This window comes from Subtercola boreus, assembly GCF_003399635.1.
GTDB lineage: Bacteria > Actinomycetota > Actinomycetes > Actinomycetales > Microbacteriaceae > Subtercola > Subtercola boreus_B.
The window spans coordinates 42,785-67,620 of sequence record NZ_NBXB01000045.1; the positions used below are offsets into that span (position 1 = coordinate 42,785).

Sequence of the window (24,836 nt, forward strand, 5' to 3'; positions counted from 1 at the left end):
TGGAAGCGTATGACGAACATGTTCGTTCCGTATGCGTTCGTGAATGACGTTGATGTTGTTCCCGCCCCCTGATCTGAAGAAGTGGCGCCTGCTCACCAGCGGCGAGGGAGACGCTCAGGACCCCGAACAAATCGCCCGGCAGTTCGGTGCCAAGTTGTCGCAGGCACTGGGGCGCGACACCATCGTCGAGAGCCCCAGCTGGACGTCGAAGTTCGCCATCCAACAGCGAGCGGTACCCGCGATGCATGTCGGGCGGTGCTTCGTTTCCGGCGATGCCGCCCAGGTGCACTCACCGGCGTCCGGGCAGGGACTGCACCCAGATCAGCACCGCCGACGCCCAATCACCTGGCTGGACGATACTGCGCGAGGTGCTCCGAATCCCCGGCTGGCATCTGCTCCCGTCCGCCCCGACGGTTACCTCCCTCCAAGGGACGCGCTCGGCCACTCGTCTGTTTCGGTGACGAACGCGCACTACATCAAGCCGTCACACGCGGCTCCTGACCTCACTGCTATTCTTGAGTCGTTCAACGTCTCCAGCCAAAATCTTGACTAAACAGTGACTTTCGGCAAAGACTTTGAATGGCTAGACACCTCGATCCCCAGAATCATGCGGATCGAGGCGCATGCGGATGTAGTTCAGTGGCAGAACTTCAGCTTCCCAAGCTGATAGCGCGGGTTCGATTCCCGTCATCCGCTCCAGTACTGGGATTCAGCCCCTCTTGACCTTCGAGTCGGGAGGGGCTTTTTCTGCTTTGTCGCTGTTTACTCGCTACTTTGAGCGAAGGCGTCGAGCACTGCGGCACGGTTTGGGCGCTCAAGTACTTGCTCAACGTAGTGGCGAGAGGTGACCCCCACGTCAGAATGTCCAAGCTGCTCCTTGGCGGCATCGAGGCCGTCGGTCGCTTTCAGCAGAGTGGCCACCGCCTTTCGGCATGACTTCGTCGTGATCCAAGCCACCGTCGATCCCTTGAGAGCAGATGCCCACTGAGTCCGGACATTCTCTGGCCACCTCAACGTTCCGTTTGCGGACGGAAATACCCATTCGGAGTAGGCGGCGACGCGCCTCCGAACCAACACGTCCCGAGCAAAAGAAGGCAATGCCAGAGTCCGATTCGAAGACTCGGTCTTGGGGTGCTCTTGCCGCTCAAGACCCCGGCCTGGAATGCGGGTGACTGTTGCGGATATCGTGACCCTTCCGTCGTCTATGGAGACGTCATCCCATCGAAGCGCCAATGCCTCTCCGATCCGGCATCCCGTGGCGACGAGTACGTCGGCGAGATCGGCCAGGTCGTGAACGGAATCTCCTCGAATTCCCGGAATTCGGTCGTAAGCCTGTAACGCGGTGCGCAGGGTCCGAATGTCGTCAATGCTGGGCGCGCGAACTTCGCTTCGCTCGACCGCGGGAGGTCGCAACTCGGCAGCAGCGTTCGACTCTGCTGCGCCGTGACGAACCGCAAGCTGCAACATCCCCGCGAGCACCACGGCGAGCATGCGCGCTTGCGCGGGTCCGGACGTGGTGGCGACGCGCGTCACGAGCCGGTCTAGCCGCGGAACGGTAGCTTCCCGAATCCTTAGCGATCCGACACTTTGGTTCACATGTTTGCTGATCGTGCTCTGGTAACGAGCTACAGTAGCCGGCGCTTTTCCCGCGTCCACCACTTGCTGCATCCACTGACGCGCAAGCTCCGAAAGTGTCGATTCTCGCGTGAGATATTCAGCGCTCGGCGTCAGCCGATCCCGCAGCGCAACTCGCAATTTCTGCTCGGCGAGAGCTTCCGTCTTGGCTGAGCGCTGCGCCTTCCGAGTTACCCCATCCGAATCGCGATAGTAAGCAATTGCGGTCGGTACACCATTGAGTCGGACCCGCCTGATCTTCCCCCATGTCTCCAGAGGGAGCGGTGGCCTAGCCATCGTGCTTCACGCAATTCGTCGGTCGTGGAACCACAATGCGAGCATGTCGTCGGTCACCCCGAGCTCGAGCGCCCACACACCAGGGTCCGGTGACATCTTGACCACCTCGGCGAGGTTGCCCGGAGTGATGAGCTTTCGCGCTGCCCAGCGATTCGCCTGCCTCTCGAATCGATGCTCGGTCGTCGTGTGACCCAGCACCACGTGTCCCAGTTCGTGAGTCAGGACCTGCCGCTCGTGCCACGTCTTCAGCCCTCTCTTGAGAATGATGGTGCGCTCTGCGGCAACCCAGAGTCCGTTCGCCGTTCGGATCCGCCCGAACAATACGTTGACGCCCAACCGGTCCGCATGCTCGAACGGATCGTAGGTTGGGCCATTGCTCACGGTGTTCTGTCCCCCAGATCATCACGGTTGTCGACGCTTGTGTCGCTTGCGAGGTCGTAGCGGCTTTGCAATTCCCCCTCCGACATACTTTCGAGGTCACCACCGACATTCCTGTCAATCCGTTCATTCAATAGCTGTTCTGAGTAGGACTGATCGTCCAGCGTGCCGGCCTTCGCATCAATAAATTCTTCGAGGACCCATCCACTTTCCGCCACTTCTGGCGGTACGGCGACCCAAGCACCGGGTTGCTGCAAATAGGTTTTCGCTGCGTCAGGGGAGATACCGGGATTGAACAACGCAGCGAACCGGTGTCCGTCGGGCTTGTCGCTCCCTGGCCAGCTGACTAGACCGGAGTACGACATCGCCTCCAGCAGTCGCGTCTGGACCTCGCTCAATAACTCGTAGGTGCTATAGGAGTCGAGTCGTGGGGATGTCACTGGGATGTCCAGATCCGTCTCGCTGACGTAGTCCGCAGCGATGAGAGCGCCGATCGGACTCACGTTGTATGCGCGTGCGAATGCAACGACCTGTCTGGGCTTGGGATCGACGGCGCCCGTTCTCCACCGGCCGATTGTCGAGCTGTTTACGCCTACCTTGTCAGCAACTTTTGAGTCCGAGTCGCCGGCCACCACAAATTGGACATAGTGCATCCACGAGTTCGATTGGTTCACCTACGAAGGTTAACAGGTGTATTGCATGCATGCAATGACTTTGCGACGCTGCCCCGCATAAGTTCTGCATACCTGCGCGACACGCCCTATGCAAGCATGCAGAAATGTTGCAGGCCGTAGAAATAGTGACCTAGTGTTGCTGCCATGCACAGATCAAGCACCCCAGCAAGACCGCGACGCGAGCTGGTCCTCAACCGCCCGAAGCTCGACGAGCTGCGGCGAGCGCACGGGATTCAGAGCGAGGCGGATCTGGCCCGGCGAATCGGGGTGGATCCGACGACGCTCTACAGGCTCACCACTGGCCGCACGAAGCCGTCCAACGAATTCATGGCTGGCCTTAAAGATGCATTCCCGTTGGCCGCACTCGATGACCTGCTCATCATCCAGGACGTGGCAGCGTGATCGCCCTCACCCCTGCGGGCGTCGAGAAGAAGACCGGCGTGAAAGTCAAGACTCTCGCGAACTGGCGGTGCCTCGGGGTCGGCCCTGTGCACTTCAAAATCGGTCGGCTTGTCCGGTACTCGGACGCGGAAGTGGACAAGTGGCTGTCAGAACAAACCGGACGGAGCGCCGCATGAACGCATCGCTCAAGGGGAGTCTCGACACGCTGAGCTTCCGACCTGTCGCGGGATGCATCTACGTCGCGCTCGGGCGAAGCGAGAAGAAAGTCGCTGACCTCGCCGAGGCCGTTGGTGTCTCTCGGACCACGATGTACGACCGTCTCGCTTCTCCCGGAACGCTCACTCTCAGCGAGGTCGTTTCGATCTGCGACGCGCTCGAGCTACGCCCCAGAGATTTGGTCGGTTCTCTTACCGATCCACAGACCGGCCGCCGGTTTACACGAAATCCCCTATTCGGCAGTGCCGAGATTGATGGTTTTCACGTGTCTGGTCACCCGGCGGCCACCTTCCCCGCCCACAAAAAATGCCCCCCGACTGCCATCGGAGGGCGAAGCAGAAAGGCACCGAAAATGCCATCAGCAACATCAACGATACCCGACGAGGCGGTCGACGCCCGAGGTCGCGTTCGAACCCGCGACTACGACACCTCATGGCTTGCCGCGGTGATGATCACGAGCGCGGACCTGTCGGACCTGAAGCAGGCGATTCTCCTGATCCTCAAGTTCCGCGGCCCGTCAACTGACGACGAGATCTACGCCGCCTACCTAGAGACGGACGCGCCGCGCCGCACGCCGCAGCGGGTTCGAACGGCCCGACACGAGATGACGGTGCAGCACAAGCCCGCGCTCGTGAAGGAGCATGCCGAGCTTGGCAGCTCCGCGCTCGGTAACCAGGCGGAAAAGTGGGAGGTCGCACTGTGATCCGGATCCTGAAGCAGGAACGCCGCCCGGCGTGCGACATCTTCACCATCGGCGAGGACGGCGCGCAGTACGTCGTGCAGGTCGTCGACCGCCAGTCCGACATCCTTCAGAAGCACATCACAGAGACGAAGGTCTGGCCCTTCGTCGCTGTTGGGCCGAAGGCCGGAACCGGCGCGAGTCCGGCATTCTGGGCGGTCGCGACCGCTGTTGCGACTGCCGGTGGCGTCTGTCGCTGACGCGATCAAGGCGGTGGCAGCGTGAGGCGGCGGGTGACATTCGTGCAGCCGGCACGGGTGGAGCAGAGGCGGATCGTCGCCGAGCTTCGAGAGTTCAACCGTCTTGCGAAGTCGACGGGTATCGACCGGGTGCAGAACTCACCCGTTGCCGGGCTGTTGTTTGGCACCGTTCTCGCGGCTCCGTTCTGGGGGTTCCTGATCGGCATCGTCGTCGCGGTCGTTGTCGTGGGGGCTGGTCGCTGATGGGCATCTTCGCAGCCGACCTGAACGAGAACGCTATCGGCGTCGACGTCACACTGCACCTCGGAAAGACGCCTGTCGGCGGGACACTGAACGCGCTGGCCTGGCCGATGGGCATGGTCGGTCTCGTGATCGACGGCATGAACCTCGGCCTGCCGCGCGAGAAGCCCATCGAGCTGACAGCAGAGGGGCTACGGGACTGGATCCTCGTCGAGTCCGATCCCGAGCTTCGTGGTCGCCTCCTCGACGAGCTCGGTCGGCTCGAAGCGGAGAGGGTGGGCGCCGAGTGAAGGCCGCCGGAATAGCCCTACTCCTCGCCGGGATCGCTGCCACCGTCATCCCGCATTCCGGCCTCAACGTGTCGCTGATCATCGTCGGTGCACTCCTCCTCCTCATCCACAGCATCCCCTCACCTCTCCGGAAGAAGTAGTCATGGCCAAGCAGACAGTCACCAGCATCAGCGTGAGGAACTACAAGGGGGTGAAAGAGATCACCGTCTCGCCGGAGGGTTCGTACCTCGTCGTCATTGCCGGCGGGAACGGGCAGGGCAAGACATCGTTCATGGACGCTGTCGGCGAGCTGATCGATCCGAAGGGTGTGAAGCTCACCACGAAGCCGATCCGGGAGGGAGAGTCGGAGGCATTCGTTGAGCTGACGACCAACGTAGCGAAGGTCCGTCGTGTGTGGAAGAAGGATGACGCCGGAACGATGAGCGCGTTCGCTCTCGACGGCGCCAAGTACCCGTCGGGTAAGGACTTCGTTGTGAAGGCGACAGGAGGCGTGCTGTTCGACCCGTACGAGTTCGTCGGGCTGAAAGAGACTGAGCAGCGCGCGAAGCTGCTGCGCCTGGTCGAGTTGCCGTTCGACCTCGATGAACTGAACCGCACCTACGCTGGCGCATTCACCCGGCGCACCGACAAGAAGAAGGATCTTGCCCGGGTGACGACCGCGCTCGGTCTGCTCGCCAAGCCCGACGATGACACACCGCCCGACGAGCTGTCTGCCGCTGACATCATGGCCGAACTCGAAACCGCTCGTCGAGCAAACGACGAGTTCGACAAGCTCGTGGCGTCGAAGACCGAGATGTCGGATCGGGTGGCCAAGCTCGAGGCTCTTCTCGTCGAGGCCCGGGCTGCGCTCGCATTCACCGAGAAGGCCATCGCGAAGCACCCGGGGAAGGTCGACACCAGCGCGATCGTGGCCCGCCTCGAATCTCTGCAGCAGATCAACGCATCCGTGCGTGGCGCTCAGCAGTATCGTGCAGCGCTGGCGGCCGTGGACGCCGAGACTGCGGCCGTCGCCACTCTCGACGCCGAGATCGATGCTGTCGAGGCGAAGAAGCGCGCTGGCCTCGCCGCGGCGAAGTTCCCCGTCGACGGGCTCGGCATCGACGACGACGGAGTGACGTTCACGGATCGGCCGTTCAAGAATCTGAATGAGGCGGAAGCCACCGTCGTCGCGTTCGATCTCGCCACGCTCCCGCAGCCGGACCTCCGTCTCGTGGTCATCAAGAACGGGAACGACCTGGCACCTGACACCGTCGAGCGGATCCGCGAGAAGTGCGAGGAGCGCGGGTACCTCGCGCTGATGGAGCGCATCGTCTTGCCGACGGATCAGGCCGGCATCGTCATCGTCGAAGGCGAGGTCGCAGCGTGACGACCTATGGCACGGCTCCTCAGCTGCTCGGGCACTTCGACCTGACCGCCACGTTCACCGAGTACATGCACTGGATGTACCTCCCCGTCGCGATCAAGGAACCGGGTGAACCGGTTCAGTTTTCCCTTCCAAGCCAACTGAAGTTTGCTACTCCGCTGCTGTCGGCGGCGCTGGATAACGAGATGGAAAGAGGAGACCGCCATAAGTACCGGTACATCTATTTGACCACTCGCCGCGGCTACGCGACCCCGGGCAACCCGTTGAACCGCCCCGGCTGGCACAGCGACGGCTTCGGCACGGACGACGTGAACTACGTGTGGACTGACCGATTCCCAACCCTCTTCGCGGAGGGTGAATTCCTCGACATCAGCAACGACCACCTGTTCAGTGCTCAGCAGTTCGAGCGACAGATCGAGTTCCGCCGCGCTGGCGTCTTGGACCTGAAGACCTACGGTGACGGCGAGTTCATGCGGCTTGACCCCTGTGTGATCCATGCGGCCCCTGAGATTCCCGCGCCCGGTGGTGAGCGGAGCTTCGTGAAGGTCAGCTTCAGCAATGACCGGTACGACCTGCTCGGCAACGCGCACAACCATGGGCTGGACTACGACTGGCCCATGCACGAGCGGGCGGTCACCCGGAACGATCCAGCGTCGGCGGGCAGAGACTTCGGGCACACGCCGTTGGGGAGCGCTCAGGCATGAGTACTGCGACTCTCACGGCGAGCTGCGTTTGTGGCGAATCAACTGAAGTGGTCGGCACCGATGAGTCCGCGCGCAACTCGATCACCTGGTGGAAGCGCGGGCACGCGCAACACGTCGTCGCGACGAAGACTGTCATGCCGCCGAAGACCATGGGCGAACACCACGTCGACGGGATCACCTTCGAGATCGGCGGACTCGGCACCGTTCGCTGGCGCTCCGATTGCGCTCAGTGCGTTCGGCAGGGGCAGGGCGCATTCGCTCCCTCCCACGCCGCAATGCCAAGATGCCGATCCGGCGGACGTAACCACTGCACCTGCGATGGGTGCTTCTGATGAGCTATCTCGACAGGATCCTCGACAACGGGGCGGACCGTGACGAGTGGCTGACGAGCCGCCGCACAGTGATCGGCGCGAGCGACGCCGCGAAACTCGTCAAGCCGGAGTCGCTCGAGAAGTACGTCGCCGCGAAGCTCAAGGAGACGAGCTTCAGCGGAAACAAGTTCACCGAGTCCGGCGACGTCTGGGAGCCGCGGCTCCTGTCATGGGGCGCCATCCCGCAGAACCGCCACCTCATCCATTCCCCCGACGAGCCCGGCTTCGCCGCCACACCCGACGGACTCAAGGTGACACCGGAGGGCATCGTCCTCGCCGAGGTCAAGGCGAAGCACAACCGGATCGTGTTCGGCCCGACCCCGGCCGAGATCCGCCAGGTCGCGTGGCAGCAGTTCTGCGTCGGCCCCGAGGTGCTCTACACCGACTTCATCTGGGGCGAGATCGTCAACGACCAGCTGCGCGACCTCGAACCGAAGCGCCTCCGCATCTACCCCGGCGAGATGACCGAGATCCTCGCCGGGATCCTCACCATCGCTGTCCCCATGCTCGTTCGGCTCCGCCGGGCGCGCGCATTCGAAATGGAGCTACTCGCATCATGACCACAGACATCGTCCCCTACGCGGCCAGCCCGCTTCCCGAGCGCATCGAGTACGCCCGCACACTCGCATTCGCCAGTCTGATCCCCAAGTCGCTCTGGGCACCTGTCCGCAACAAAGAGACGGGCGCAATGATGCCACCCGAGCCGAGCGTCGGGAACGTCCTGCTCGTAATGGAGCACGGGGCCATGCTCGATCTTCACCCAATGGCTGCCATCAACGGCATCTTCATCATCGAGGGGAAGGCATCGATGAGCGCGAACCTCATGAGCGCGGTGGTGCGCGGGAAGGGCTACAAGCTCCGCGTGTTTACAGAGGGCTCGTGGGGTGTCGACTTCAAGGCAGTCGCGACACTCGTGCGTCCAGACGACTTGGACTTCACCTACCGGGTCGAGTGGAACGAAGAGAAGGCAGCGCGCGCGGACCTGCTCGGGAAAGACAACTGGAAGAAGTACCCCGAGAGCATGGCGAAAGCCCGGGCGATCTCCGAGGTGATTCGTGAAGGGGCGACCGACGCTCTGAACGGCATCGGCTACACGCCGGAGGAGCTCGGGGCATCCGTCACCGAGGGCGGGGAACTCGTGCAGGTCGTGGACCATCCCGACACTTCCGAGCCGTGGTCGGCGCCCACCCCCACAGCGGCCGAGCCGCCCAAGTGGGAAGTGCGAATCTCCGAGACCACCTCGAAGGCGGAGTTGCTTGAGCTTCGCGACGAGATGGGCCCGGCGAACGCGGTTCGTCTCGTCGACGCAATCCTTCTGCAGGCCTCGAAGCTACCGGACGGCGCGCCCGAGCCGACGGCGGAAGCGACGGACCCGAACGAGGAAGAAGCAGTTGAGGTTGACCCTGAATCCCACGCGCTCGCCGACGAGCCCCGCGAGATGACGCAGGAGGAATTCGAGGCCTACTCCTCGGCTGCCGCCTACTCGGATGAGGTCTGACCGTGGACGGTGAGGTCGTCCGCCAGGACGTCGTGGACCCGGCTTCCGGCGAGCTGGTCGAGTCCGCAGCTGAGGACCGTGTTGTCGCCCTGCTCACCCCGGTTGAGCTCATCGAGTACGAGCCCGTCGGCCCGGGCGACCTCGAGCTGCTCATCCGGATCCTCGCCGATCGGATCGAGCGTGCGCCGTCGGTCATGGTCCGGCTGTACGAGCAGAAGCACCGCGCGGAGGAGGCCTACCAGAAGGAGTTTTCGAAGATGGTGATCAAGTCGCCGAACCAGCAGATCACGATGGCGCGCGAGTACGCGAAGTTCCACTCGATCGATGAGCTGACGGCGATGAACCTGGCGAAGGAGCAGCTGCGCTACGCCGAGTGGTTACAGGACGCCCTGAAGTCGAAACTCTACGGCTACCTCAACCTCAACAAGGCCCTCGCCGCGTCCTACATCGCTGGCCCCATCGGTCAGCGATGACCCCCACATTCTCCGCGGCCACCCCCGGCCGTGGTGCCCAGAAAGATCCGACCGAAAGGCATCACATGGCATCCGATAGGGCTGCTCAGAAAGAGCTGGAGCCCGGCAGCTTCGCCGCTTTCCTCGCTCAGCAGCGGCCGAAGACCGACGTCGAACTGCACGAAGAGCTCCGCAAGCTCGTCGCCGCAGTCCGCGACACAGGCAAGGCGGGAACGATCTCCCTGAAGATCACCGTCAAGCCACTCGACGACAGCGGTTCGGCCCTGTCGATCAACGACGAGATCACGGTGAAGCGTCCAGAGCGCAACCGCGACAACTCGATCGCGTACGTCGACTCGTTCAACAACCTCCACCGCCGGGACCCGTCTTCGATGCCTCTCTTCGAGGACGAGTCCGACATCCGAACCGCAGCCGACCCCGCCACTGGCGAGATTAGGGACATCAACTGATGAAGGACATCGAAGTGATCATCGCGAGCGCGAAGACAGAGGCCGGGACCGTCGCGGCCCTCGCTGCTCAGGCTTCAGTACCCGTGCCGCTAGAGCCTGGAACCGTCTACGCGAAAGCCGACGGAGCCGGAGACGTACGCGTCGTTGATACCGACGAGTACGCCAACACCCCCCGGCGGGCGATCGCGTCCCGCGTTGTCACCGACGCCGCATCGTTCGTCAAGTACATCGAGAAGCACGGAACGGAGGCGACCGAGGTCTGGGCGGATACGTCGAACTCCGCGGTTGTCGCCGTCATCGATGCTCACGAGGGGGCCGGGAAGCCTGCGGGATGGCAGGGCCACGAGCTGGAACTGAAGCTGGAGAAGACGCAGTCGTGGCTCGCCTGGAACGCGCTCAACGGGAAGCTCGTCTCCCAGCTCGACTTCGCTGAGTTCATCGAGAACCGCACTCTCGATGTGAAGGAGCCCGACGCGGCGACCCTTCTCGAAGTGGCGCATAAGTTCGTGGTGAAGAAGGGTGTCGACTTCGAGTCGGGCGAGCGATCGCAGGACGGCCAGACCCGCCTCGAGTACAAGGAGACGATCACCGGGAAGGTCGGGCAGAAGGGCACGATCGCGGTGCCCAACGAGCTGCTGCTCGTGCTGAAGCCGTACGTCGGCGGCCCGAGCTACCACGTGTACGCGAAGTTCCGGTACCGCCTGAATGGCGCTGACCTGGTCGTCGGCATCGTGCTCGTGCGCCCGAGGGACATCCTCGACGCCGCATTCGCTGACGTCGTCACCGCGATCCGCGACGGCGCCCCCGAGGAGTCGGTCGCCGGCGACAAGGGCACGGTCATCGTCACGAAGCCGGCACACGCTGGCATCACGCAGCCGATCTTCAACGGCACCCCCGCGTAACCCTTCACCCCAAGCCGGGGAGCGAGCTGTTTGCACCAGCTCGCTCCCCTTCATCATCCGGAAACCCTCAAAGGAAACCAGTGACCCTCAACTCTGGCACGCCCCCGCGCGCCGAATCCACCCCCGCAACGCCTCAGTCGTGGACATTCGACCTGGGCTATGCCAAGCCCCCGCCCGGTCTCTCGATGAACGACCGCACCCACTTTCGTAAGCGTGCCGCGTCGACCTCGATGATCCGCGACTTCGTCGTGTGGCGCTGCCGCGAGGTGAAGGTCCCGAAGCTGCAGCGGATCCGCGTCGACGTTCAGTGGGTTGTTCGGACGAACGGACGCCGAGACACCGACAACCTCGCACCGCTTCTCAAGGCCATCTACGACGGTGTCGGCGCTGACAAGGGAACGTCGGCGCACATCGTGCCCGACGACGCCCCGGCATTCATGGAGAAGCCCGAGGCCAGCATCCGCCTTGCCCGCCTCGAACAGTCCCGGTTCGTCGTCACAATCACAGATCTGGGGGCCGCCCAGTGAGCCTCCTCACCCTCAACACTGGCGCCGACCCGTCGATGACCTACGACGAGTTCCTACGCGACAAGGTCGCCTTCGACCGCAAGTTCGGTTTCGACATCACCGACGACGAGATCAACCCGATCCTCCTCCCGCACCAGCGCGCGATCGTGAAATGGGCGGTCCGCGGCGGCCGTCGTGCGATCTTCGCGAAGTTCGGTCTGGGCAAGTCGATCATGCAGCTCGAGACGCTGCGGATCATCCTCGACAAGGTCGGCGGCCGTGCACTCATCGTCGCCCCTCTCGGCGTCCGCGGAGAGTTCATCCGTGACGGCCGCAACCTGCTCGACGTCGATGTGACCTTCGTACGCCGAACCGACCAGGTCGACGGGCCCGGGATCTACATCACGAACTACGAGAGCGTCCGTGACGGGAAGCTCGACGTCGGGCTGTTCGGCGCGGTCTCGCTCGACGAGGCATCTGTGCTGCGGTCGTTCGGGTCGGAGACCTACCAGCGGTTCCTGCAGCTGTTCGAGAACACCCCGTTCCGGTTCGTCGCGACCGCCACGCCCTCACCGAACCGGCACAAGGAGCTGATCCACTACGCCGGATACCTCGGCATCATGGATACCGGCGCTGCCCTCACCCGGTTCTTCAAGCGGGACCCGTCGAAGGCCGGGAACCTGCAGCTGCACCCGCACAAGAAGGATGAGTTCTGGCTGTGGCTGAACACGTGGGCGTGCTTCGTCGCGCGGCCGTCGGATCTCGGCTTCTCTGACGAGGGCTACGACCTCCCCGACCTCGACGTTCAGTGGCATCGCCTCGACGCGGACATCGCGTCTGATGCCGTCGACCGGGACGGTCAGGGCCTGATGTTCCGCGGCGGAGCGATGTCGGCCGTGGAGGCGGCGCGCGAGAAGCGCCGCACCATGGACCTGCGCCTGGTCGACATGATGCGCATCGTCCGCGAGCACCGCGAAGCGACCGCCGGCACCCCCGACCAGATCATCATCTGGTGCCACCTGAATGACGAGCAAGACGCGATCGAGCGAGCGCTCAAGGCGGAGGGTCTGTCGTTCTCCTCAGTGCACGGTTCGCTCTCCGACGATGAGGCTGAGCGTCGACTCGACCAGTGGCGGGACCGTGAGACCTACGCGCTGATCGGAAAGCCCGTGATGCTGGGGCAGGGCATGAACCTGCAGCAGTCGAACACTGCCGTCTTCGTGGGAGTCAACCACAAATTCAACGAGACGATTCAGGCAGTGCACCGCATCCAGCGCTTCGGGCAGAAGCGTGCGTGCACCGTGCACCTGATCTACGCCGAGACCGAGTCCGACGTGCGCGAGACACTCGAAGCGAAGTGGACCGAGCACAACGTGCTCGCCGACACGATGTCGACCGTCATCCGCTGCTTCGGCCTGAACCCCGATGCGATCAGCGCCGAGCTGACCCGCGCCATGGGAGTCGAGCGTGTAGTGCACACCGGCAACGGGTGGACCATCGCTCTGAACGACTCTGTCGTCGAGGCCCGCGATCACCTCGCCGAAGGCTCCGTCGGCCTGATCGTCACCTCGATCCCGTTCGGCAACCACTACGAGTACTCGCCGAACTACGCCGACATGGGCCACACCGACGACAATGCGCACTTCTGGTGGGGCAACGACTACATCACCCCGTCGCTGCTGCGCGCCCTGAAGCCCGGCCGGATCCTCGCCGTGCACGTGAAGGACCGCCAGCTGTTCGGCTCAGTCACCGGGAAGGGCGTCTACACCGTCTCACCGTTCCACGCCGAAGCCATCGCCCACTACACCGGGCACGGGTTCGACTACTTCGGGATGATCACCGTCACCACCGACGTCGTGCGCGAGAACAACCAGACGTACCGGCTCGGGTTCTCGAAGATGCTGAAGGACCACTCGAGCATGGGTGTCGGTTCGCCCGAGTATGTCCTGCTGTTCCACAAGCCGCAGACGGACCGGTCCGTGGGCTGGGCGGACGAACGCATCGTGAAGCAGATGGCCGACTACTCGCTCGGCCGCTGGCAGATCGACGCGGAGGGGGCATGGCGCACCGGCGGGAACCGGCTCCTCTCTGGCGACGAGCTCGCTGCGCTCTCTCCCGAGGCCAGGTCGCGACTCTTCACCGTGCAGTCGACCGCGAACCGGTACGACTACGACGAGCACGTGCGCCTCGCTGAAGCTCTGCTGGAGACACACTCGCTGCCGTCGACCTTCGCATCGCTGGTGCCCGGGTCGTGGCGGCCGGACGTGTGGCACGACATCAACCGCCTCGACACCCTCAACTCCGAGCAACGCCGTCGCGACGTCGAGAACCACATCTGCCCGTTCCCGCTCGATATCCCTCGCCGCCTGATCGAGGAGTGGTCGAACCCGGGCGAGCTCGTCTACGACCCGTTCGGCGGGATCGGCTCGACGGTCCTCTGCGCGGTCGAGGCCGGCCGCCAGGCGTACTCGTCTGAGCTGAACCCGGCGTCCGTCGCTGACTCGCTCGTGTATCTGCGGCGCCACGACAACCGGCAGTCCATCCCATCCCTGTTCGACCTGATCGACGAAGTAGAGGCCATCGCATCATGACCACCGCAACCACCCTCGAGCGGCCCCAAGTCACACCGACCCGTGCTGGCTACACCCAACCGACCGTGCCGTGGAACGGTCTCACGGCGACCGACCTCTTCTGTGGGGCAGGCGGATCCTCTTCAGGGCTCGTCGCCGCCGGGTACAAGGTCGTCATCGCGGCGAACCACTGGAAGCTCGCGATCGACTCCCACCAGATCAACCACCCCGACACCGACCACTCGTCGGCCGACATCTCGCAGGTCGACCCCCGGTTCTTCCCTCGGACTGATCTGCTGTGGGGCTCGCCCGAATGCACGAACCACTCCGGCGCGAAGGGCATCAAGCGGCAGCGGACCGAGAACGAGGCACTGTTCAACCTCGACGGAACAGCACCGCTCCCAGACGCCGCCGCCGAGCGATCGCGCGCCACGATGTGGGACATCCCTCGCTTCGCCGAGTTCCACCAGTACCGGGCGATCATCATCGAGAACGTCGTCGAGGCGTATCGCTGGGTGCAGTTCCCCGCCTGGCTGATGGCCATGGAGTCGCTCGGTTACGAGCACGAGATCGCTTGGGTGAACTCGATGCACGCGCAGATGCTCGGAGATCCTGCACCGCAGTCTCGCGACCGCATCTACATCGTGTTCTGGCGGAAGGGTGAGCGCAAGCCGAACATCCAGAAGTGGACGAGCCCTCGCGCGCTGTGCGCGACGCACGGTGTCATCCGCGCGGTGCAGACGTTCAAGAAGGCGGAGAGGTGGGGCCGCTACCGCGCGCAGTACGTCTTCAGGTGCCCGCAGTGCGCCGCCATCGTGGAGCCAGCCTGGCTGCCGGCGTCTTCCGCAATCGACTTCAGCATCCGTGGAACTCGCATCGGTGACCGGAAGACCCCGCTCTCCCCGAAGACCATGACACGAATCGGGAAGGGCATCGACAAGTACTGGCGACCCATCGTCGTGGAGGCAGCCGGGAACACCTACGACTCTGCAGATCCGAAGCACCAGCAGTTCGGAAGCCCGACCGGGTATCTCCGAGCCTGGCCCACCGAAGAAGCGTTTCGCACGCTGCACACGACCTCATCGAAAGGGTTCGCTCTCCCACCGCTGATCACGGACGGCATTCGCGGCGAAGGCACCGTGCAGTCGGCGAGCGCCGCCATGAACACGCAGACCACTGCGCAGACGAAGGGGGTTTTCTACGACCCGCTGATGATCCCCGTCGAGGGTCGGGACGGGAAGACTGCGCAGAGCTCGTCCGAGCCGATGCGCACCCAGTCGACCCGGAACGAGACCGGCATCGTCATCCCGCTCCGGAACCACGGTGTCGCGAAGTCAGTGAGTGAGCCGATCGACACGGTGTCCGCCGGCGGGAACCACCACGCCCTCCTGATGAGGAACAACACGGGCGGCGCGGAAATGACGACTCCCGCCAGCGAGGTGATGCGCACTCTCACGACGGGCGGGCATCAGTCGCTCCTGGTCAACAACGTCAGCGGCGCGGATGCCAGCCGGTCAAAGCCGGTGAGTGATCCTCTGCCGTCGATGGTCGCGGGCGGGCTTCACGCTTCGCTGCTCGTGCCCTACTACGGCAACAGCACGCCCTCGCCCGTCACCGAGCCCGTCGGCACCCTCACGACGCACGACCGGTACTCGCTTCTCAGCGGATCCGTCGACGTCGAGGACTGCGAGTTCCGGATGCTCGAACCTGACGAGGTGAAGGTCGGCATGGGCTTCGCCCGCGACTACCTGCTCATGGGCACGAAGCGCGAGCAAGTGAAGCAGTCCGGCAATGCCGTTACGCCTCCGAACGCGCGCGACATCGGCGCGTGCGTAGCAGAAGCGCTCACCGGCGAGATTGTCGAGATGGCGGCGTGAACCAGCTACTGAATGGGCGCGACCCTCAGGATCAGCGGGATGCCTGCGCCGATCGTGATTTGCACGTGCTCGCCCTCTCCAGCAGGTACGAAGCGCCAGAAAAAGACCTTGTTCTCAGCCCTGCTGATTGCCGTTTTGAGGGTCTCACCGTCGCTACTCGTCAGCAGGAAATCGTGGCCGGCGTAGGTCAGAACATAGTTCGAATTGGGCATGAGCGAACTCTATCGGGGGCTTTCGCATGAAGCCGCATCCGAAGGTGCCGTACCAGCATCGCAAGAAGGAACCGAAAGAGATCCCCGAGCACACGAAGGCAAACGTCCGCGCGCGCTCGGGAGGCACGTGCGAAGGCTGCGGCCTGCGACTTGCGACCCAGATGCATCACCGTCTGTACCGTGGCCGCCAGGGCAGTTCCCACCGAATCGAGAACATCCTGCACCTCTGCGGGTCAGGCAACCACTCCGGCTGCCACGGCATCGCGCACTCCGGTGACGAGGGCGAGCTGCTTGGCTGGGCTATCCGGTCCGGGGGCGAGCCCGCGGCTGTCGAGGTCACGTACCGCGGCAAGCAGGTCACGCTCACGAACGACGGTGACGTGAAGTCGATCTATCCATCGGCGGTGCGCTGATGGCCTGGTTCAAGGTCGACGACGGATTCAGCACCAGCCCAAAGGTGCTGAGCATTCCGAGGTCGTCGCGAATGGCTGCCGTGGGCCTGTGGACGATTGCTGGCACATGGTGCGCGAAGCACCTCACAGATGGTCACGTGCCCAACTTCATGATTGACGAGTGGGGCGCGGACGAGTCGCTCGCGGTGGCGCTCGTGAAGGCTGGCCTCTGGGTCGAGGATGCAGAGGGCTACGTGTTCCATGACTGGTCCGACTACCAGCCTTCTCGTTTGGAGGTGAACGCGAATCGCGAGAAGGAGCGACAGCGTAAGGAGTCGTACCGGGCTAAGAAGGGCGCAAATCAGAGCGACAGTCCCAGCGGGACGACCGTGGGACAGGAGGAATCGTCCCATGGGGTGTCCGGCCCTCCCGACCCGACCCATCCCGACCCATCCCGACCTTCTACTTCTGACGAAGTAGAAGGATCTTCGTCCGAACCTGACGGTTCCGACGCGAAGAGGTTTTCGGCTGACGTGATCCGACTTTGCGACACGCTCGCTGAGCTCGTTCGACTGAACGGCAACAAGGTCGGCGTCGTGGGGACTACCTGGTGGCTCTCGTGCGACCGCCTCATTCGGCTCGACGGCTACACCGCCAAGCAGATCGAGTGGGTCATGCAGTGGTCGCAGCAGAACGAGTTCTGGCAGTCGAATGTCATGTCGATGCCGAAGCTGCGCGAGAAATTCGACCAGCTGAAGACCAAGGCGATGCAGGAAGCCGCCGCCCGGAAGCAACCGCAGGATGCCCGGAAGCAAACGCCGACAGAACGGGCGTTGTCCACGCTCTCTCTCCCAACTGACTTCGGCCCGAAAGGAATCACATCATGAGCCCAGATGAACTCAAGAAGGTCGTCACCAAGATCCAGCTCGGCGACAGCAGGCAGGTTGACGCAAACTCCCTGAAGGAGTGGTGGGACAACATCGGCGGTCTCGACTTCGCGGACGCGATCGCCGCGGTGACGATGCACCGGCAGGAGTCAACGGTCTACCTGCTCGCCGCTCACGTCGTCGGCAACGTGCGCAGGATCCGGCAGGACCGCGCGGAACGAGCCTCGGCACCGTCGGTCACAGACGACTCGAAGCGTTCGTGGCGCGGCGGCCAGACCGCGCCGAAGCCAGACAACTTCGAGGCGATGGTGGCGGCGGCGAATGACCCGGCCAAGTTCGAGGAGCAGTGCGCGATCTACAATCGGCAGCTCGCCGACGCCGGCTTCGAGATCGACCGCAGCTACGGGGTGGCCTGATGAAGCGGGCGGAGGCTGCACAGTGGTGCGCTGATCTTGATCAGATCCGCCAGCTCCTCGCAGAGCGCGAAGAGTGGAACGCGATCAAGTTCGAGGCCTACATGGCGCGCTGCAGGGCCGACATGTTCTCGACGGTGGCCGAGGGCCTCGACTGGTTGCGAGCCCTCCCGACGGACGTTCCGTCTCGCGGCAATCAGGCGGCCTGGGCTATCAAAGAAGCCCGCCGGACTGGCGTGGTGCTTGAGCGGTCACCGGTCCGGGAGAAGCCCGCGAGGGCGCGGAAGCCAGCCATGTTCTTCACTGCCCGTCAACTGGAGATCGCGATACACGCGCTCAGCGTGACCAAGGCTCGGAGCGAAAGCTTCGAAGCTGCCTCATGAACATCTGTCCGGGATTCCGGACTGACCATCGACTGACGCTTGCCGCGCGAATCCTCCACCGCTTGTACTCAAAGAGTCGGTTTGTTGAGGGCCGGGAGACGCCAGAATCTCCCGGCCCTTCGGGCAATTGTTCAGCCGCACCGCAGCATCTGAGAGGCGTCATCATGGCAGGCGAGACCCACATCACGGTCGTCGGGAACATCACCGGAGACCCGGAACTGCGGTACACGCAGAACGGTCTCGCGGTCGTGAACTTCACCGTCGCATCCACCCCGAAGGTGTTCGACAGGGCCTCGGGCGCGTTCAAGGACGGTGAGGGCCTCTTCCTCCGATGCTCGGCCTGGCGGGAGTTCGCGGAGCACATCGCGGGGTCTCTCACGAAGGGCACCCGCGTCATCGCTGTCGGCAATCTGAAGCAGCGCACCTTCGAGACGAAGGAGGGCGAGAAGCGAACGAGCATCGAACTGGAGATCGAGTCCATCGGACCTGACCTGCGGTGGGCGACCGCGCAGGTCACACGTGCGGTCAACGGTGGCACGGCGCGCGGTGCCGGTTCGGCCCCCTCATCGAACGGTGCCGAACCGTGGGCCGCGAGCGCTCCGGGGAACACGCCTGCGGGCGGTTCTTCCGATGTGTGGAACACCCCGGGCAGCTTCTCCGACGAGACCCCCTTCTAACTATGGGTCGCTCAGTCCTCATGGCGCCGGCGAAGCCCGAGCACCGCGAGCCCCCTCAGGGCCGATGCTCGCCGGCGTGCTGCAAGACCCCGCTCGGTCACTCGGCCGCGGCCCCCGCAACCTGCACCTGCCACCCCGCGCGAAGGGACTGACCATGATCGTCTGCATCACAAACGACATTCCTGAGCTTCGGTCGTGCACGATCCGTGGTGAGCACCTCGACAACTGCAGCGGCTTCGTCGTCCGGTTCGACTACCGCACCAATCAGGTCACTCACACGAACGTCGAGTGCCGCGGCTGCTTGCCCTATCCGGCCGAGCATGGCTTCCTCTGCGGATCCTGCGCGGAGAAGCTCGATGCCGCTCTCGCGGGATCCGTCGATCTGATCTCGCACCTGCGTTCGATCGAGTCTGGGCCCCGGGACCAGACACCCACGCGCGCCGCGCCGGGCTCCCGCGTCATCGTGCCCGCGTCGTGGATGGAAGCCGACGAGCTCTACATCGCATTGTCCGCGGCGGCCGTCGCCTACTCCGTTGACTGGCAGGTCGAGGAACCAGAGCGCGACGTGACCGCTTCGTCCCTGAACGGATTCAACCCGGAGGCGAACATCGAAGCGGTCTGGTTCGTGACGGAGATGCTGACGAAGTACGTCCAGGCGTCGCTCCCGAACCTCATCGCGAAGGTCGAGGGCGCGATCCGCTCCGTCGAGTACATCGCGAAGGTGCAGACCGCAATGGCGCGGTTCCCGTTCGATGAGGCACCGCAGAGAGTGCACTACGTGCGCTGCCGGACGTGCCAGCACATGACCCTGAACCGTCGACCCCCGCTCGAGTACAACGGCCCCGTCGTCGTCGAGTGCTCGAACGAGGACTGCAAGGCGCTGTGGGATCCGCGTCTCATCGACTTCGACCTGCAGCTGCTTCGAGTCGAGGTTCAGGAGGCCGCGCTGGCCAACGCCCGCCGGCAGCGCATCGCCGACCGGGACGCAGCCCGTGAGGCGAACAAGCTGCGCCGCCAAGCGGTCAGGGACGCGGAAAAGGCCGCTGAGCTCGAAGCCGCCTCAGTTCCCATCTGACCTGAACGATCTACCTCATTCATCCTCAAGTATCGGAGACACACGCATGGAAATGATCACGAAGCGACTGTTCAACTGGGCGTCGATCCTCGACCAGAAGACACTCGAGCAGGCCGAGCGCACCTCGCAGATGCCCTTCATCCACCCGCACCTGGCGCTCATGCCCGACGCGCACTTCGGAATGGGTGCGACAGTCGGGTCCGTCATTCCGACGCGCGGCGCCATCATGCCGGCCGCCGTCGGAGTAGACATCGGGTGCGGGATGATCGCGGTCCGCACGCAGCTGACCCTCGACGATCTGCCGCACGATCGGGCAGCGCTCCGCGAGGCGATCGAGCGGGCCATCCCCCTCTCGGCCGGGAGGTACAACGCCCGCGTCTTCGAAACGGCCGCCCCGAAGATAGACGAACTCTCCAGCATGGCCGATGCGATGGGGTTCGACCCAGCCAGCTACGCCGCCAACTGGAAGCTGCAGCTCGGCACCCTCGGATCCGGCAACCACTTCATCGAGGTATCACTCGACGAGGGAGACAACGTCTGGTTGTTCCTGCACTCGGGGTCGCGCGGGATCGGCAACAAGATCGCGCAGAGCCACATCAAGGTCGCTCAGGAGTACTGCGCCCGAAACTGGATCAGCCTCCCCGACCGTGACCTCGCGTATCTCGTGGAAGGTACACCCGAGTTCGAGGCGTACATGCTGCAGCTGAACTGGGCGCAGCGGTTCGCTTTTCTGAACCGTGAGGAGATGATGGACCGCGTCATCCGCCAGTTCTCGGAATGGGTCGGTGTCGACATGCGTGAGCAGGAGCGCATCAACTGCCACCACAACTACACCGTGCCTGAGGTCTGGGGCGACGACCAGGTGTGGCTGTCGCGGAAGGGCGCGATCGACGCATCGGCCGGTGTGCCCGGGTTGATCCCCGGCTCGATGGGAACCGCCTCTTACATCGTCACGGGCAAGGGAAACAGGCTCGCCCTGAACTCATCCCCGCACGGTGCCGGCCGGGAGTACTCGCGCACGGCCGCCCGGAAGACCTTCACCCGCGAGCAGCTCGACGTCGCGATGGAGGGCATCGAGTGGCGCCACACTGACGCGTTCCTCGACGAGATCCCGCAGGCGTACAAGCCCATCGACGTCGTCATGGCAGATGCAGCTGACCTGGTTGAGATCCGGCACACGCTGCGCCAGATTATCAATGTGAAGGGCGACTGATCATGTGGCCCGACAACATGGCGGTCGGCCCGATCCGGGAGTGGCCGGGGCAGCTGACCGATTCCGTCAACCGGCGGCCGTCGCCGTTCACCCGCAACGTGCGCGAGGAGGGAGAGTCGTGGACGCAGAAGCGCGCCGTTCCGTTCTCCGACACGCTCGCCCTACTGGACCGCGAGCTTGAGTTCCTGGGCGCGGCCGACACCGAGCTGTTGCTTGCGATCCCGCCGCAGAAGTTCCGCCTCGACGGCAAGCCGTACGCCGACGCGAAAGCAGAGCACCCAGGCGTCATCCTCTCCTTCCGGACGAAGCTGGGCGCGCTGTCCTACCCCTGCGACACGTTCACGACATGGCAGGACAACCTCCGGGCCATCGCGCTGGCGCTCGAAGCACTGCGGAAGGTCGACCGGTACGGCGTGACGAAGCACGGCGAGCAGTACCGCGGATTCATGGCGATCGAGAGCGGCAGAGCCATGCCTGCGGGGTTCTCAGGCAAGAGCGATGCTTGGGCGTTCATCAAGAGGTCAGGTGGGTACGACCCAGACGAGACGCCGACGAAGCGTCTCATTCGCGACGCACTTCGTAAGACCCACCCTGACCATGGCGGCGAATCGGCCGACTTCCAACGGGTGACGGCCGCCGAACAGTACCTCAAGCAGAACGGATACCTCTGATGCGCATCCACCGATTCTCCATCGACGAGAACGAACGCCGTACGAAGGCCGGTGTCCTGCACCACATGCGCCGGTTCATCACGGTGTGGCGCGGCACCGAGGCGGACGAGAACAAGCCCGACTTCAACGAGCGGAAGGCGAAGCTGTTCGCAGGCCACCTTGAGACGATTCTCCGGAAGCCGCAGCTTGAGGCGAGTATGCGGTTCCACGTCGGGACTGCCGCCAGCGAGACGCCTTTCGACGGGCACTTGACGATCCTCGGATCCGGGTTCTTCTGGGGCATCGAGAACGGCCGGAAGCTCGCCGACTGGATCACTCGCGAGAAGGCCCACAAGTGGGGGGGCCGCGATCTGTCCCTGCGAATCTTCGGCGAGAGCGGGTCGTGCCTGTACTGGTCGCTCTGGACGCATCCGGATCGGCAGGAGAGAGACGAGTTCGCGAAGTGGCGCGAGGGATCTGCCCGCCTCAACGCGCTCGACCGGATCTACGGGAGCCGGACCTACACGTACGAGCGCGGCGCGTGGGCGCTCATCGCGATCGACCTTCCGGAAGGCGTCTACTCCGCGCGGGTGACGATAACTGAGCAGTCGTACGGCCGCCCGAAGTCGAAGCGGCCCGTGAAGTCGACTGTGCTTGAGGTCGACTCTCCGCAGGGCATCCCGGACCACTACGACCCTTCGGGCGGGTGGAAAGGAGACCGCGTGCACGGGTTCTCGGTCCCGTTCCGGAAGGTCCGTGACGACTGGGAATTCGACGCGGTCAACGCGGTGAAGGCCTACATCTACCGGGAGCGCGCCCGCACCGGATTCCGCGAGGCGCAGGCGGTCGACGCATGAGCGGCATCGCCCACATTCTTCGCCCGCTGCAGGGCAGTTCACTGTCTCCTGCTGAAGCCGACGAGATCATTGCACTCGTCAAGTCGCGCGTCCGCCTCCTCCCGGCGGAAACGTTCCAGGTGACCGTCACAGTCAGCTCGGATGATCTGCTCGACGTGCTTGCCTGGCACGAAGGCGACGCCGGCGGATGGGTCGCTCACGAGTTCACCGGCAACAACAAGCAGTGGCTGGCAAGGTACGACGCGTTTGTCGGGGCCAATCGGGACGACTGCTGGCACCTCATGCCGCCGTCGCTGCAGTGGGCGGTTCACGAGTTCGAGAACCGCGGGGCCGGTCCTCTGCGTGGCGCCCTCGACACGATGAGCGTTCGCTGCAGGCCCCTCACGGACGCACCGGTCGTTGTCCGGTGCGGGGCCATCGACCCTGACGAAGGTGCGTGCATCGTCGAGTCGGACCCGAGAGGCATCCATCCGGGAGAGCACTTCTACTCGATGGCAAAGATCTGATGGCCGTCTACGTCGACAACATGAACGCGAAGGCCGACGTGCCGAACGGCGCCAAGGTCGTCCGAGGTGTCTGGTGCCACATGACCGCGGACACCTCCGAGGAGCTGCTCGTGATGGCCGACAAGATCGGCATGCGGCGTAGCTGGGTCCAGTACCCGGGGACGTGGAAGGAACACTTCGACGTCACCCTCAGCAAGCGAAAGCTCGCGGTCTCCGCCGGCGCGCTCGAGGTTTCCATGCGCGACGGCGTCATAGCCAGCCGTCAGCGATGGGAAGCTGCCCACCCCGAAGCATCCCGCGGTCTCATCGCACGCCTGACCATTCACGACGAGGCGCAGATCCTCGACCCATCCACCCCAACCTAAAGCAGCACATCATGAAGCTCCGAACCAAGATCGCCGCCCTTGTTCTCGCCGCGGGGCTCGCCGCCGCCGGCCTGACAGCGTGCGCATCCGACGCCGCAACGGTGAGCAAGAACCTCTCGACCGAGGCTGAGCAGTTCCGCATCGAGCGGACCATCGTCTTCTACAACGGCATCACGAACACCTACATCGCGACCGTCAAGGGCCGTTGCTCGGTGGACCAGGCCGAGAACCTCGAAAGCGGCACGCTCGCGGTGACGTGCAAGATCGGCGACGACCAGTACATCAAGGACTTCCTCGGCCCGTCCGACAACGTGACCTGGTTCTCGCTGCAGGAGAAGCCCGTCGACGTGTCGGTGTACCACTACGAGGTCTTGTTCAAGCCGGAGGCGGTCATCCCCGACCTCCGCGTCGAAACCGGGCAGCAGTGAGCGTCGCGCCGGACGCCGTGTACGCCGAGGTCGACCGAATCCTCGTCATCCTCGAACACCCCATCGAGGTCGAGCGGGCCCGGCAGATCAGCGAAGAGGGATACACCGCAGAGAGCGACATCGGAATGGCGGACGAGCTGCGCTTCGCGAGCCGCTGCTACCGGTACCAAGCGGCCACGCTTCTCCTCGCCGGGCCCGTGCTCACTCTCGCTCCCCCGTCGTGGCCATGGGATCCTGCCTACTGGAAACCCACGGCCGACGTCGACGGGAACCTGGTGAAGGCGGGCGCTCTCGTTCTCGCTGCCCAAGATGAGGAGAAAGCTCTCCTCGAGAGGTTGCGCGCCCGCCAATCCCCAGCCGTCGCAAAGATCCCCATCTCCACGGAGCATTGGCACCACATCGTCGAGCGTCCTGCCGAACCTGACGAACCCGACGCGCCGGAGAAGAAGCCCGCTGTCGTCTGTCAGACGTGCTGGCTTGAGAAGCCGTGCGCGTGCCAGGACGGCCAGTGATGAGCGACTTGCGCAGAAGCTACAGTGGCACCTTCATCACGGACGGTAGCCGCGGGATTATGGTGCATCGGATCAACGGCGTAGACACGATTTCACCCGGCGTCACCGTCGAGATGCTGGCCGCGTTCTTCCTCGACCACCTCGAAGCTGACCGCGCGGCGTCTCGCGCCGCTCAGGAGGCGGAGGACGCGAAGGACCTGTACACGATCGAAGAACTGGATGCGCTGCCGCCGGACACGGTGATTCGTACGGCAGAGAGGCAGGTCTACGAGAAGTCGGAAACCACCTCTTCATGGCTGGGCACCTATGACGGCTACACGACAACACCCGAGCTCACAGACGCTCTCCCGGCCCATGTCCTGTTCACCCCACCTCAGGGCGGGGAAGATCGTGGCTGATGAATACGGCGAGTCGATCCTCGATGACCTGAAGCGCACCGAAGCTATCAGCCCAGGCAGCCCTGTTGGCGGGTTCTGTCACCGGCTGATTGCGCGGATCCTCAG

The 24,836-nt window shown here is 64.0% G+C and carries 35 protein-coding genes and 1 tRNA gene; 32 read left to right on the forward strand and 4 right to left on the reverse strand.

The annotated features are described in order from the left end of the window. Nucleotides 1-43: 43 nt before the first annotated feature. On the forward strand, nucleotides 44-553 hold the full coding sequence (locus tag B7R22_RS19570; protein ID WP_216363510.1) for an FAD-dependent monooxygenase: 510 nt from the start codon (nucleotides 44-46) through the stop codon (nucleotides 551-553). A gap of 72 nt (nucleotides 554-625) precedes the next feature. Then, a tRNA-Gly gene (locus tag B7R22_RS17025) sits at nucleotides 626-699 on the forward strand. Between the two features lie 63 nt (nucleotides 700-762). On the opposite strand, the gene B7R22_RS17030 is transcribed toward B7R22_RS17025, so the two are convergent. The 3 genes from B7R22_RS17030 to B7R22_RS17040 are packed head-to-tail and all read right to left on the reverse strand — an operon-like array spanning nucleotide 763 to nucleotide 2,963. Beyond that, nucleotides 763-1,911 (reverse strand): tyrosine-type recombinase/integrase, encoded by a 1,149-nt coding sequence (locus B7R22_RS17030; protein WP_116412887.1) that lies wholly within the window; start codon nucleotides 1,909-1,911, stop codon nucleotides 763-765. A 6-nt stretch (nucleotides 1,912-1,917) separates the two neighbouring features. Continuing rightward, nucleotides 1,918-2,292: an ImmA/IrrE family metallo-endopeptidase gene (locus B7R22_RS17035; RefSeq protein WP_116412888.1), complete on the reverse strand. Its 375-nt coding sequence runs from the start codon at nucleotides 2,290-2,292 to the stop codon at nucleotides 1,918-1,920. After that, nucleotides 2,289-2,963: a helix-turn-helix domain-containing protein gene (locus B7R22_RS17040; RefSeq protein WP_147305439.1), complete on the reverse strand. Its 675-nt coding sequence runs from the start codon at nucleotides 2,961-2,963 to the stop codon at nucleotides 2,289-2,291. The genes B7R22_RS17035 and B7R22_RS17040 overlap by 4 nt, the downstream gene beginning before the upstream one ends. A gap of 144 nt (nucleotides 2,964-3,107) precedes the next feature. On the opposite strand from B7R22_RS17040, the gene B7R22_RS17045 reads away from it, so the two are divergent. The 16 genes from B7R22_RS17045 (at nucleotide 3,108) to B7R22_RS17125 (ending at nucleotide 15,763) form a co-directional block, all read left to right on the forward strand. Then, nucleotides 3,108-3,365 (forward strand): helix-turn-helix transcriptional regulator, encoded by a 258-nt coding sequence (locus B7R22_RS17045; RefSeq protein WP_116412890.1) that lies wholly within the window; start codon nucleotides 3,108-3,110, stop codon nucleotides 3,363-3,365. 172 nt (nucleotides 3,366-3,537) lie between these two features. Then, a complete protein-coding gene (locus tag B7R22_RS17055) occupies nucleotides 3,538-4,284 on the forward strand; it encodes a helix-turn-helix domain-containing protein (RefSeq protein WP_116412892.1) in 747 nt (248 codons plus the stop codon). Beyond that, nucleotides 4,281-4,520 carry a hypothetical protein gene (locus B7R22_RS17060; protein ID WP_116412893.1) on the forward strand — a complete coding sequence of 80 codons (240 nt, stop codon included), beginning with the start codon at nucleotides 4,281-4,283 and terminating at the stop codon, nucleotides 4,518-4,520. The genes B7R22_RS17055 and B7R22_RS17060 overlap by 4 nt, the downstream gene beginning before the upstream one ends. 33 nt (nucleotides 4,521-4,553) lie before the next feature. Next, the gene (locus B7R22_RS17065) at nucleotides 4,554-4,763 is read left to right on the forward strand and encodes a hypothetical protein (protein ID WP_116412894.1); all 210 of its coding nucleotides are present in this window, start codon (nucleotides 4,554-4,556) and stop codon (nucleotides 4,761-4,763) included. Then, on the forward strand, nucleotides 4,763-5,050 hold the full coding sequence (locus B7R22_RS17070) for a hypothetical protein (RefSeq protein ID WP_116412895.1): 288 nt from the start codon (nucleotides 4,763-4,765) through the stop codon (nucleotides 5,048-5,050). Before B7R22_RS17065 ends, B7R22_RS17070 begins: the two co-directional genes overlap by 1 nt. Beyond that, a complete protein-coding gene (locus B7R22_RS19340; protein ID WP_172582524.1) occupies nucleotides 5,047-5,190 on the forward strand; it encodes a hypothetical protein in 144 nt (47 codons plus the stop codon). Before B7R22_RS17070 ends, B7R22_RS19340 begins: the two co-directional genes overlap by 4 nt. A 2-nt stretch (nucleotides 5,191-5,192) precedes the next feature. Beyond that, the gene (locus B7R22_RS17075; protein WP_116412896.1) at nucleotides 5,193-6,416 is read left to right on the forward strand and encodes a hypothetical protein; all 1,224 of its coding nucleotides are present in this window, start codon (nucleotides 5,193-5,195) and stop codon (nucleotides 6,414-6,416) included. Next, nucleotides 6,413-7,117 carry a hypothetical protein gene (locus tag B7R22_RS17080; RefSeq protein ID WP_116412897.1) on the forward strand — a complete coding sequence of 235 codons (705 nt, stop codon included), beginning with the start codon at nucleotides 6,413-6,415 and terminating at the stop codon, nucleotides 7,115-7,117. Before B7R22_RS17075 ends, B7R22_RS17080 begins: the two co-directional genes overlap by 4 nt. A gap of 331 nt (nucleotides 7,118-7,448) precedes the next feature. Beyond that, nucleotides 7,449-8,048, forward strand: coding sequence for a hypothetical protein (locus B7R22_RS17090; protein WP_116412899.1), 600 nt, complete (start codon nucleotides 7,449-7,451; stop codon nucleotides 8,046-8,048). Beyond that, nucleotides 8,045-8,986: a hypothetical protein gene (locus B7R22_RS17095; protein ID WP_116412900.1), complete on the forward strand. Its 942-nt coding sequence runs from the start codon at nucleotides 8,045-8,047 to the stop codon at nucleotides 8,984-8,986. Before B7R22_RS17090 ends, B7R22_RS17095 begins: the two co-directional genes overlap by 4 nt. A gap of 2 nt (nucleotides 8,987-8,988) precedes the next feature. Then, nucleotides 8,989-9,459 (forward strand): hypothetical protein, encoded by a 471-nt coding sequence (locus B7R22_RS17100; RefSeq protein ID WP_116412901.1) that lies wholly within the window; start codon nucleotides 8,989-8,991, stop codon nucleotides 9,457-9,459. Nucleotides 9,460-9,524: 65 nt separating this feature from the next. Then, nucleotides 9,525-9,908, forward strand: coding sequence for a hypothetical protein (locus tag B7R22_RS17105; protein WP_116412902.1), 384 nt, complete (start codon nucleotides 9,525-9,527; stop codon nucleotides 9,906-9,908). Further along, complete coding sequence (locus B7R22_RS17110; protein WP_116412903.1) at nucleotides 9,908-10,810, forward strand: DUF2303 family protein; 903 nt, start codon at nucleotides 9,908-9,910, stop codon at nucleotides 10,808-10,810. Before B7R22_RS17105 ends, B7R22_RS17110 begins: the two co-directional genes overlap by 1 nt. 80 nt (nucleotides 10,811-10,890) lie before the next feature. Then, entirely contained in the window at nucleotides 10,891-11,337 is a 447-nt protein-coding gene (locus B7R22_RS17115) for a hypothetical protein (protein WP_116412904.1), read from the forward strand. Next, on the forward strand, nucleotides 11,334-13,907 hold the full coding sequence (locus B7R22_RS17120) for a DNA methyltransferase (protein ID WP_216363511.1): 2,574 nt from the start codon (nucleotides 11,334-11,336) through the stop codon (nucleotides 13,905-13,907). Before B7R22_RS17115 ends, B7R22_RS17120 begins: the two co-directional genes overlap by 4 nt. Continuing rightward, nucleotides 13,904-15,763 (forward strand): DNA cytosine methyltransferase, encoded by a 1,860-nt coding sequence (locus tag B7R22_RS17125; protein ID WP_116412905.1) that lies wholly within the window; start codon nucleotides 13,904-13,906, stop codon nucleotides 15,761-15,763. The genes B7R22_RS17120 and B7R22_RS17125 overlap by 4 nt, the downstream gene beginning before the upstream one ends. Before the next feature lie 5 nt (nucleotides 15,764-15,768). Here the strand turns inward: B7R22_RS17125 and B7R22_RS17130 are convergent, their stop codons facing one another. Continuing rightward, nucleotides 15,769-15,975 (reverse strand): hypothetical protein, encoded by a 207-nt coding sequence (locus B7R22_RS17130; protein ID WP_116412906.1) that lies wholly within the window; start codon nucleotides 15,973-15,975, stop codon nucleotides 15,769-15,771. A 26-nt stretch (nucleotides 15,976-16,001) separates the two neighbouring features. Here B7R22_RS17130 and B7R22_RS17135 point away from each other — a divergent pair, with 26 nt between their 5' ends. The 14 genes from B7R22_RS17135 to B7R22_RS17200 all read left to right on the forward strand — a co-directional run bounded on the left by B7R22_RS17135 (nucleotide 16,002) and on the right by B7R22_RS17200 (nucleotide 24,731). After that, nucleotides 16,002-16,388 carry an HNH endonuclease gene (locus B7R22_RS17135; RefSeq protein WP_116412907.1) on the forward strand — a complete coding sequence of 129 codons (387 nt, stop codon included), beginning with the start codon at nucleotides 16,002-16,004 and terminating at the stop codon, nucleotides 16,386-16,388. Beyond that, the gene (locus B7R22_RS17140; RefSeq protein WP_116412908.1) at nucleotides 16,388-17,254 is read left to right on the forward strand and encodes a hypothetical protein; all 867 of its coding nucleotides are present in this window, start codon (nucleotides 16,388-16,390) and stop codon (nucleotides 17,252-17,254) included. The genes B7R22_RS17135 and B7R22_RS17140 overlap by 1 nt, the downstream gene beginning before the upstream one ends. Next, a complete protein-coding gene (locus B7R22_RS17145) occupies nucleotides 17,251-17,670 on the forward strand; it encodes a hypothetical protein (RefSeq protein ID WP_116412909.1) in 420 nt (139 codons plus the stop codon). The genes B7R22_RS17140 and B7R22_RS17145 overlap by 4 nt, the downstream gene beginning before the upstream one ends. Continuing rightward, entirely contained in the window at nucleotides 17,670-18,050 is a 381-nt protein-coding gene (locus tag B7R22_RS17150; protein ID WP_116412910.1) for a hypothetical protein, read from the forward strand. Before B7R22_RS17145 ends, B7R22_RS17150 begins: the two co-directional genes overlap by 1 nt. A gap of 164 nt (nucleotides 18,051-18,214) precedes the next feature. Continuing rightward, the gene (locus B7R22_RS17155) at nucleotides 18,215-18,727 is read left to right on the forward strand and encodes a single-stranded DNA-binding protein (RefSeq protein WP_116412911.1); all 513 of its coding nucleotides are present in this window, start codon (nucleotides 18,215-18,217) and stop codon (nucleotides 18,725-18,727) included. 154 nt (nucleotides 18,728-18,881) lie between these two features. Next, a complete protein-coding gene (locus B7R22_RS17160) occupies nucleotides 18,882-19,802 on the forward strand; it encodes a hypothetical protein (protein WP_147305440.1) in 921 nt (306 codons plus the stop codon). Nucleotides 19,803-19,848: 46 nt separating this feature from the next. Beyond that, nucleotides 19,849-21,015 (forward strand): RtcB family protein, encoded by a 1,167-nt coding sequence (locus B7R22_RS17165; protein ID WP_116412913.1) that lies wholly within the window; start codon nucleotides 19,849-19,851, stop codon nucleotides 21,013-21,015. A 2-nt stretch (nucleotides 21,016-21,017) separates the two neighbouring features. Further along, on the forward strand, nucleotides 21,018-21,686 hold the full coding sequence (locus B7R22_RS17170) for a molecular chaperone DnaJ (protein WP_116412914.1): 669 nt from the start codon (nucleotides 21,018-21,020) through the stop codon (nucleotides 21,684-21,686). Then, the gene (locus tag B7R22_RS17175; protein WP_116412915.1) at nucleotides 21,686-22,522 is read left to right on the forward strand and encodes a hypothetical protein; all 837 of its coding nucleotides are present in this window, start codon (nucleotides 21,686-21,688) and stop codon (nucleotides 22,520-22,522) included. The genes B7R22_RS17170 and B7R22_RS17175 overlap by 1 nt, the downstream gene beginning before the upstream one ends. Then, nucleotides 22,519-23,028: a hypothetical protein gene (locus tag B7R22_RS17180; protein WP_116412916.1), complete on the forward strand. Its 510-nt coding sequence runs from the start codon at nucleotides 22,519-22,521 to the stop codon at nucleotides 23,026-23,028. Before B7R22_RS17175 ends, B7R22_RS17180 begins: the two co-directional genes overlap by 4 nt. Beyond that, a complete protein-coding gene (locus tag B7R22_RS17185) occupies nucleotides 23,028-23,393 on the forward strand; it encodes a DUF4031 domain-containing protein (RefSeq protein WP_116412917.1) in 366 nt (121 codons plus the stop codon). Before B7R22_RS17180 ends, B7R22_RS17185 begins: the two co-directional genes overlap by 1 nt. Nucleotides 23,394-23,404: 11 nt before the next feature. After that, nucleotides 23,405-23,821: a hypothetical protein gene (locus B7R22_RS17190; RefSeq protein ID WP_116412918.1), complete on the forward strand. Its 417-nt coding sequence runs from the start codon at nucleotides 23,405-23,407 to the stop codon at nucleotides 23,819-23,821. Next, on the forward strand, nucleotides 23,818-24,333 hold the full coding sequence (locus tag B7R22_RS19575) for a hypothetical protein (RefSeq protein WP_216363512.1): 516 nt from the start codon (nucleotides 23,818-23,820) through the stop codon (nucleotides 24,331-24,333). The genes B7R22_RS17190 and B7R22_RS19575 overlap by 4 nt, the downstream gene beginning before the upstream one ends. Beyond that, nucleotides 24,333-24,731 (forward strand): hypothetical protein, encoded by a 399-nt coding sequence (locus B7R22_RS17200; protein ID WP_147305441.1) that lies wholly within the window; start codon nucleotides 24,333-24,335, stop codon nucleotides 24,729-24,731. The genes B7R22_RS19575 and B7R22_RS17200 overlap by 1 nt, the downstream gene beginning before the upstream one ends. The last annotated feature ends 105 nt before the right edge of the window (nucleotides 24,732-24,836 follow it).